Here is a 6855-nt window from a genome sequence, read left to right on the forward strand (position 1 = left end):
CGTTAATGGTGTCGTTGTTTAGTCGCTTTAACATTGGTCCAATTTATCATACTGGCAAGCAGCATTTCTCTTAAGCTTAGCAAGCGAGGCGCAACGACTTTTTCGTATTGCCAACGGTGACCACAGCAAGCCGCTGTCATTAACGGCTTTGTTGGTGTGTACAACTTAAAGGTGTGTTGATGACTAACACCTGAACTGTCAAACCAACCATACTGGTTACAATGCACCGCATTGTCCCTTACTTGATCTAAGCTGTCCATGACTACCTGCATATATCCCGAGTCACAGATCAGCACAGGAACCACCAGACCGACTTTTGCCTTTTGCGTAAAAAAAATTTGATTTTTCTGCTGTTCAAATTGTGGCAGTGTCTTTTTTTGTGGTGCCAACCAACATCCATTTTGGCTATCTAATTGTAAAGGGACTTCTCCTTGGGTAATGTGTCGAGCTGCCCTTTCAACATAATAAGGCAAGCTCAACAGCTTACGCTGTAACTGCTCACCACTAAATTGCTTTGCTAGTAGTGGTATTTCCCGTGCATAAAACACGTTAACCAGCTCTGCAAATTGCAATCGCTCGTGTTCATTGTGCCATAGGTTGCTTTGCTGGCTATCTGCTATATTTTGCTTTACCACACACCCTCCATCAACTGAGAAAGTTATAGCATGGTAAGCACGTGCAGGCTAGCCTTTCGCTCGCAGTCCAAGCTTGGCGTTACCGTTTTCTAAAAACTGTACCACCGAGTCGCGCTTTTTACCTAGTAACAAGCTACCATCCGCTAGGAACATGAAGTTTTGCCAGTAGCGTTTAAATATCTCAAACTGGGTTTCAATTACCAGCTCTCGCGACAGACAGAAATAAACCGTCGTGTTATCTTCCCAGTGCAGAAAGTCACATATCTCTTGAGGCAGTATTTGCTCGCCATCTTCCCATGGCTTCTCCCAGTTAACTTGCTCACTCCAGGTCTCATCATTGCCAGGCCACTCTGATTTTGTGAAAAAATCAGGATGATCCTTTTCTCTAGAGACCATAGTGCTCCACAGCACTGCTGCACGCTCACGGGTCATTGGTTTTATTGCGTTTAGATCAGCCTCATCTATGGGTAAATCCTGATGTTTGAAAACCCAAGCTTTTTTAAACTCATCTATAGAAATATAATTCATTACTCAGCCATGTTGGCACCGTCAATAACAGACGAGTATACCGCACAGCAACAGGAGCAAACAATGCAACAATCATTAAAACCGGGCATTTATCAACATTACAAAGGTGGGAAGTATCAAGTACACCATATCGCAACACATAGTGAAACTGGTGAGCTTATGGTGGTATACCAAACTTTATATGGTAATTTTGACTTTTGGGTACGTCCATTAAGCATGTTTTGTGAACATGTCACTGTAGATGACGTAGCTACACCTCGCTTTAAATACATATGTGAACCTGACGCGTGAAATAATGCACACGCCTAGAGTTATAGGGTGGTTTTATGGCACTATAGTCTCATCAGACCAGATCGTTAGGAATATATTGTGAGCTTCGAAGGTACTAATAACTACATTGCCAGTAATGCACTTAAGCAAGCCGTAAACGCAGCCGTTGTGCTCGAAAAGCCCTTATTGATTAAAGGTGAGCCCGGTACGGGCAAGACCATGCTCGCACAAGAGCTCGCCAACAGTCTAAACACTGAGCTTATTCAGTGGCATATCAAATCAACCACCAAAGCTCAGCAAGGCCTATATGAATATGACGCCGTATCTCGCTTACGTGACAGTCAATTAGGTGATGAGAAAGTTCATGACATTAGCAACTACATTGTCAAAGGCAAGCTATGGCAAGCGTTCGAGGGCATCAAGCGTCCTGTATTGTTAATCGATGAAATTGATAAAGCAGATATTGAATTCCCTAATGACTTACTACTTGAACTCGACAAAATGGAGTTTCATGTTTACGAAACGGGCGAGAGAGTCAGCGCTAAAGTACGCCCAATTGTAATCATTACGTCGAATAATGAAAAAGAGCTACCGGATGCCTTTCTTCGCCGCTGCTTTTTTCACTATATTGATTTCCCATCGCCTGAACAGATGAAACAAATCATTGATGTGCATTACCCAAATATCAAACAAGATTTAGTCCAACAAGCGCTAGAATCATTTTTCAAACTACGCGATGTACCGGGGCTCAAGAAAAAGCCTAGTACCAGTGAGCTATTAGACTGGCTAAAGCTACTAATGGCAGAAGATATTGATATGAGTACTTTACGAGACCAAAGCAATACTGGTGGCCTGATGCCACTATTTGGTGCGCTGTTAAAAAACGAACAAGATGTGAGCCTTATCGAAAAGTTGGCTTTTTTGAGTAAGCGTTAGATTATGCTAATCGATTTCTTTTTTACTCTCAGAAGGTATGGGCTGAAGGTGTCACCGCGAGAGCTGCTTGATTGCCTCAACGCCCTTAATCATGGCTTAGCGTTTTCAGACCTAGATGCTTTTTATGAGTTAAGTAAAACGATTTTCGTAAAGGATGAAACCCAATACGACAAGTTTGACCGCGCCTTTGCTGATTACTTTCGTGGTATTGAAGACATCGATTTCTTGAGCCAGCTAAAGAAAAACACGGAGCTGCCAAAGGACTGGCTAAGAAAAGAGTTTGAGAAACACTTAAACGAAGAACAAAAAGCTCAGATTGAAGCCATGGGTGGCCTAGACAAGCTCATGGAAACACTAAAACAACGGCTGGCCGAGCAACAAAAGCGCCATGCAGGTGGCAATAAATGGGTCGGTACTGGTGGCACATCGCCCTTTGGTGCGTATGGCTATAACCCAGAGGGAGTCAGAATTGGTCAAGATGGTAACCGCCAGCGCAGAGCAGTTAAAGTGTGGGACAAAAGGCAATACCGTAACCTTGATGGCGATAGTGAAATAACGAGCCGCACGATGCAACTGGCACTTAAAAAGCTGTGTAAATTCGCACGAAGTGGAGCCAGTGATCAGCTCGATTTAAACGAAACAATTTCAGCAACCGCCAAACAAGGAGGCATGCTAGACGTGAAAATGGCACCTGAACGGCATAACGCTGTCAATGTGATTATGTTGTTCGATATCGGTGGCTCTATGGATGATTATATACACCTGTGTGAACAGCTCTTTAGTGCAGCTCAGAGCGAGTTCAAACACCTTGAATTCTTCTACTTTCATAACTGTGTGTATGAGCATGTTTGGCAAGACAATGCTCGGCGTCAAGCAAGCCAGATTGATACCTTTCAACTGATCAATCGCTTTGGTAAAGACTACCGCCTAATTTTTGTAGGGGATGCCACGATGGGGCCTTACGAAATTGCATACCCAGGCGGAAGTGTAGAACATTGGAACAATGAACCCGGCTCTTTGTGGTTACAACGACTGACGAACCATTTTGACAAGGTCGCTTGGCTTAACCCTCAACCTAAAGAGCATTGGCCATACTATCACTCAATTGAAATCATCAAAGATGCTATGGCTGATCGTATGTACCCATTAACGCTTGACGGTTTAAGTAACGCAATCAAGAACCTCAGCTAGCATACTGCTGACCATTAGTGCTACTCTGATGGTCAACTCCTACCCGCTTTACTCGTCATGAGATATTCACTTAACGACCTACTTCTCATATCGAATATTCAACTACACTGATTGTGAAGCAAACGCTCTCTCAGAGAAGGATATTCAAATGAACATTGACGGCAAACAACCAAACTTTTTGATCATCACAACCGATGAGGAAAGGTTTCCCCCCACGTATGAAAACCCAGAAGCAAAAGAGTACCGATTAAAAAATAGTGAAAGCTTGATGCAAATGCGCGAGCATGGAATCGAATTTGTAAACCATAATGCAGCGTCAACAGCCTGCGCGCCAAGCCGAACATCAATCTACACTGGCCAATACCCATCTTTACACGGTGTAAGTCAAACCCCAGGGATAGGAAAATCCTCGTTTGATCAGAATATGTTTTGGTTAGAGCCAAATACTGTACCAACCATGGGTTCTTGGTTTCGTGAAGCAGGCTATCAAACTTACTATAGAGGAAAGTGGCACTTATCAGACGAAGATATTCTTGTTCCTGGAACACAGCAGGCTTTAGTAAGTAATTCCATTTCAGGCGCCGCCTATCCCCAGCGTATAAGCCTCTACAAACAAGCTAATCGACTTGATAAATTTGGCTTTAATCAATGGATAGGACCAGAACCGCATGGTGCAGCAGAAAATAACTGCGGTACTGTGCGAGATCCTGGCTTTGCTAAGCAAGTATGTGAAACTTTACTGATGCTAGATAAACAGGCGCAACAAGGAGATAACCAGCCTTTTCTGCTTGTTTCCTCATTTGTAAATCCTCACGACATCGTTCTACCGCGCCAACCAGAATGGTTTGAAGAGTTTTATCAACAAAAAGAAGCCGGCTTACTCCCAACCGTTGATCCAGCCCCCAGTCAATCCGAGAGTCTACAAAGTAAGCCTCGCTGTCAAAAAGACTACTTATACACTTATCCTCATATGTATTTGCCACAGCCAACGACAGAGGGCTATCGGCAGTTTTATTACTACCTGATGGCCGAAGTCAATAAACATATTACAAGCGTGTACGAAACGCTTAAACAAACCTCATTGTTCGACAATACTATTGTGGTTTTTACATCAGATCATGGAGAACTACTAGGGGCACATGGAGGTTTACACCAGAAATGGTATAGCGCTTATCAAGAGGTACTAAACGTTCCATTCATCGTCTCTAACCCGAATCTGTTTAAACAGTCGGGTCAACTCGATGTCACTACATCTCATGTTGATTTACTGCCAACACTGTTAGGCTTAGCTAATGTTGATACTGAATCAATTCGTCAAAAACTCAGTGAGAGCCACAGCGAAGCCAGACCTTTAGTTGGAAGGGACCTGTCAAAGATTCTCTTAGGTGAGCAATCCCCCAATGATGAACCAATTTACTTTATGACCGATGATAACGTAGAAGTTGGTAGTGATATGACCAACCCAGCGACTGGTGTTCCATACAACAGTATTATCCAGCCTAACCATATTGAGGCGATTGTTACAAAGTTGCCAGAGTTAACAGGTGACACACGCTGGAAATATGTTCGCTACTTTGATAATGCAAGATTCTACTCAGACACAGGGTTTTTAGATGGCTTAGAAGATGATAACCAAAATATAGGACGGCAAGACTCTCGCTATGACCTAAGTCATCTAGTCGCTTCTGGTAACCCTGATGATGTAACAACCACAAGGTTTATTCCTAGCGAGTTTGAATGCTACAACTTAAGCGATGATCCCACTGAAGAGCACAACCTCTTGAGCCCACTTTGCCCGACACCTGTCGATGAGAGCGTGCTCACAGCATTAAAAATGGTGATGAAAGAACAGCGCTTGAAAAAGCGTTTATTACCACATAACACCAACAAAGAAGTAGAAGGCAAACCCTCTGAAGGCACTCCTATTATTCCACTGAGACGCTAATTGCAAAAAAGGAGCCACTACTGATAGTGGTGGCCCCAACTTACACTATCCGTTTACTAGCTTCCTGGCGGCTCCATACCGTCAGAATTGCCTCCACCTAAAGATCCACCATCTGCACTTTGGCCATCGTCATAAGAGACACCAAAATCATAGTCCCCTCCACTATAATTGCCGCCCACTATTAACTTAAGAAGACTTATAGGGATAACTTTCATATACATATTCCTCATAATAAATGGCTTACATTGAATAATGGTATTCAACCTCACCTTTGTGTACATTATTACAATAGTGATAATTTGCAACCCCGTTTAAGGAACTTATGCAGAAAAGTTTAAAGGGCTAAAGTGCAAAAGGTTAACGACAGCGAACGTAGTGAGTTACAGTGCAAATATTTAACTTACATTCCTTTTGCGCAAGCTGGGGTGCAAAATTACGGACGAAGTCCGTAGCTTTTGCGCAAGGTGAATTAAGTGCAAAGGGTTAACGATAACGAACGCAGTGAGGACGTTTCCTTTGCGCAAGGTGAAGTGAGCCATTTTATAGAATGCTGAGGGTTATAGAATGCCGAGGGACTCTCTTAAACGTCGGATGGCGCTACGCTTATCACGACCTACAGACCCAAAAACGCAAAAAGCCCATCACAATGGATGGGCTTTTTACTTAAATAGGACCTGGCGATGTTCTACTTTCACATGGCAGCTGCCACACTATCATCGACGCTACAGTGCAAAATTACGGACGAAGTCCGTAGCTTTTGCGCAAGGTGAATTAGGTGCAAAGGGTTAACGACAGCGAACGCAGTGAGGACGTTTCCTTTGCGCAAGGTGAAGTGAGCGGTTTTATGGAACGCTGAGGGTTATAGAATGCTGAGGGTTATAGAATGCCGAGGAACTCTCTTAAACGTCGGATGGCGCTACGCTTATCACGACCTACAGACCCAAAAACGCAAAAAGCCCATCACAATGGATGGGCTTTTTACTTAAWTAGGACCTGGCGATGTTCTACTTTCACATGGCAGCTGCCACACTATCATCGACGCTACAGTGCAAAATTACGGACGAAGTCCGTAGCTTTTGCGCAAGGTGAATTAAGTGCAAAGGGTTAACGATAACGAACGCAGTGAGGACGTTTCCTTTGCGCAAGGTGAAGTGAGCGGTTTTATAGAATGCCGAGGGTTATAGAATGCTGAGGAACTCTCTTAAACGTCGGATGGCGCTACGCTTATCACGACCTACAGACCCAAAAAGCAAAAAGCCCGACTCTTTCGAATCGGGCTTTCTATAATTAGGTGCTTGGCGATGTTCTACTTTCACATGGCAGCTGCCACACTATCATCGACGCTGTTTC

6 protein-coding genes are annotated in these 6855 nt (G+C 43.6%); 4 read left to right on the plus strand and 2 right to left on the minus strand.

All coding sequences use genetic code 11. The features are described from left to right. Positions 1 to 2 precede the first annotated feature (2 nt). Both BET10_RS12115 and BET10_RS12120 read right to left on the minus strand, forming a co-directional pair. The gene (locus BET10_RS12115; protein WP_070985838.1) at positions 3 to 635 is read right to left on the minus strand and encodes a hypothetical protein; all 633 of its coding nucleotides are present in this window, start codon (positions 633 to 635) and stop codon (positions 3 to 5) included. 48 nt (positions 636 to 683) lie between these two features. Next, positions 684 to 1163 carry a DUF2947 family protein gene (locus tag BET10_RS12120; protein WP_070985839.1) on the minus strand — a complete coding sequence of 160 codons (480 nt, stop codon included), beginning with the start codon at positions 1161 to 1163 and terminating at the stop codon, positions 684 to 686. Positions 1164 to 1226: 63 nt separating this feature from the next. Between BET10_RS12120 and BET10_RS12125 the strand changes: the two genes are divergently transcribed. The 4 genes from BET10_RS12125 to BET10_RS12140 all read left to right on the plus strand — a co-directional run bounded on the left by BET10_RS12125 (position 1227) and on the right by BET10_RS12140 (position 5505). Next, positions 1227 to 1454 (plus strand): DUF1653 domain-containing protein, encoded by a 228-nt coding sequence (locus BET10_RS12125; protein WP_070985861.1) that lies wholly within the window; start codon positions 1227 to 1229, stop codon positions 1452 to 1454. Between the two features lie 78 nt (positions 1455 to 1532). Further along, positions 1533 to 2369 carry an AAA family ATPase gene (locus BET10_RS12130; protein ID WP_070985840.1) on the plus strand — a complete coding sequence of 279 codons (837 nt, stop codon included), beginning with the start codon at positions 1533 to 1535 and terminating at the stop codon, positions 2367 to 2369. A 3-nt stretch (positions 2370 to 2372) separates the two neighbouring features. Then, positions 2373 to 3560 (plus strand): vWA domain-containing protein, encoded by a 1188-nt coding sequence (locus BET10_RS12135; RefSeq protein WP_070985841.1) that lies wholly within the window; start codon positions 2373 to 2375, stop codon positions 3558 to 3560. A gap of 148 nt (positions 3561 to 3708) precedes the next feature. Next, positions 3709 to 5505 carry a sulfatase family protein gene (locus BET10_RS12140; RefSeq protein WP_070985842.1) on the plus strand — a complete coding sequence of 599 codons (1797 nt, stop codon included), beginning with the start codon at positions 3709 to 3711 and terminating at the stop codon, positions 5503 to 5505. The last annotated feature ends 1350 nt before the right edge of the window (positions 5506 to 6855 follow it).

This window comes from Pseudoalteromonas amylolytica (assembly GCF_001854605.1).
Lineage (GTDB): Bacteria > Pseudomonadota > Gammaproteobacteria > Enterobacterales > Alteromonadaceae > Pseudoalteromonas > Pseudoalteromonas amylolytica.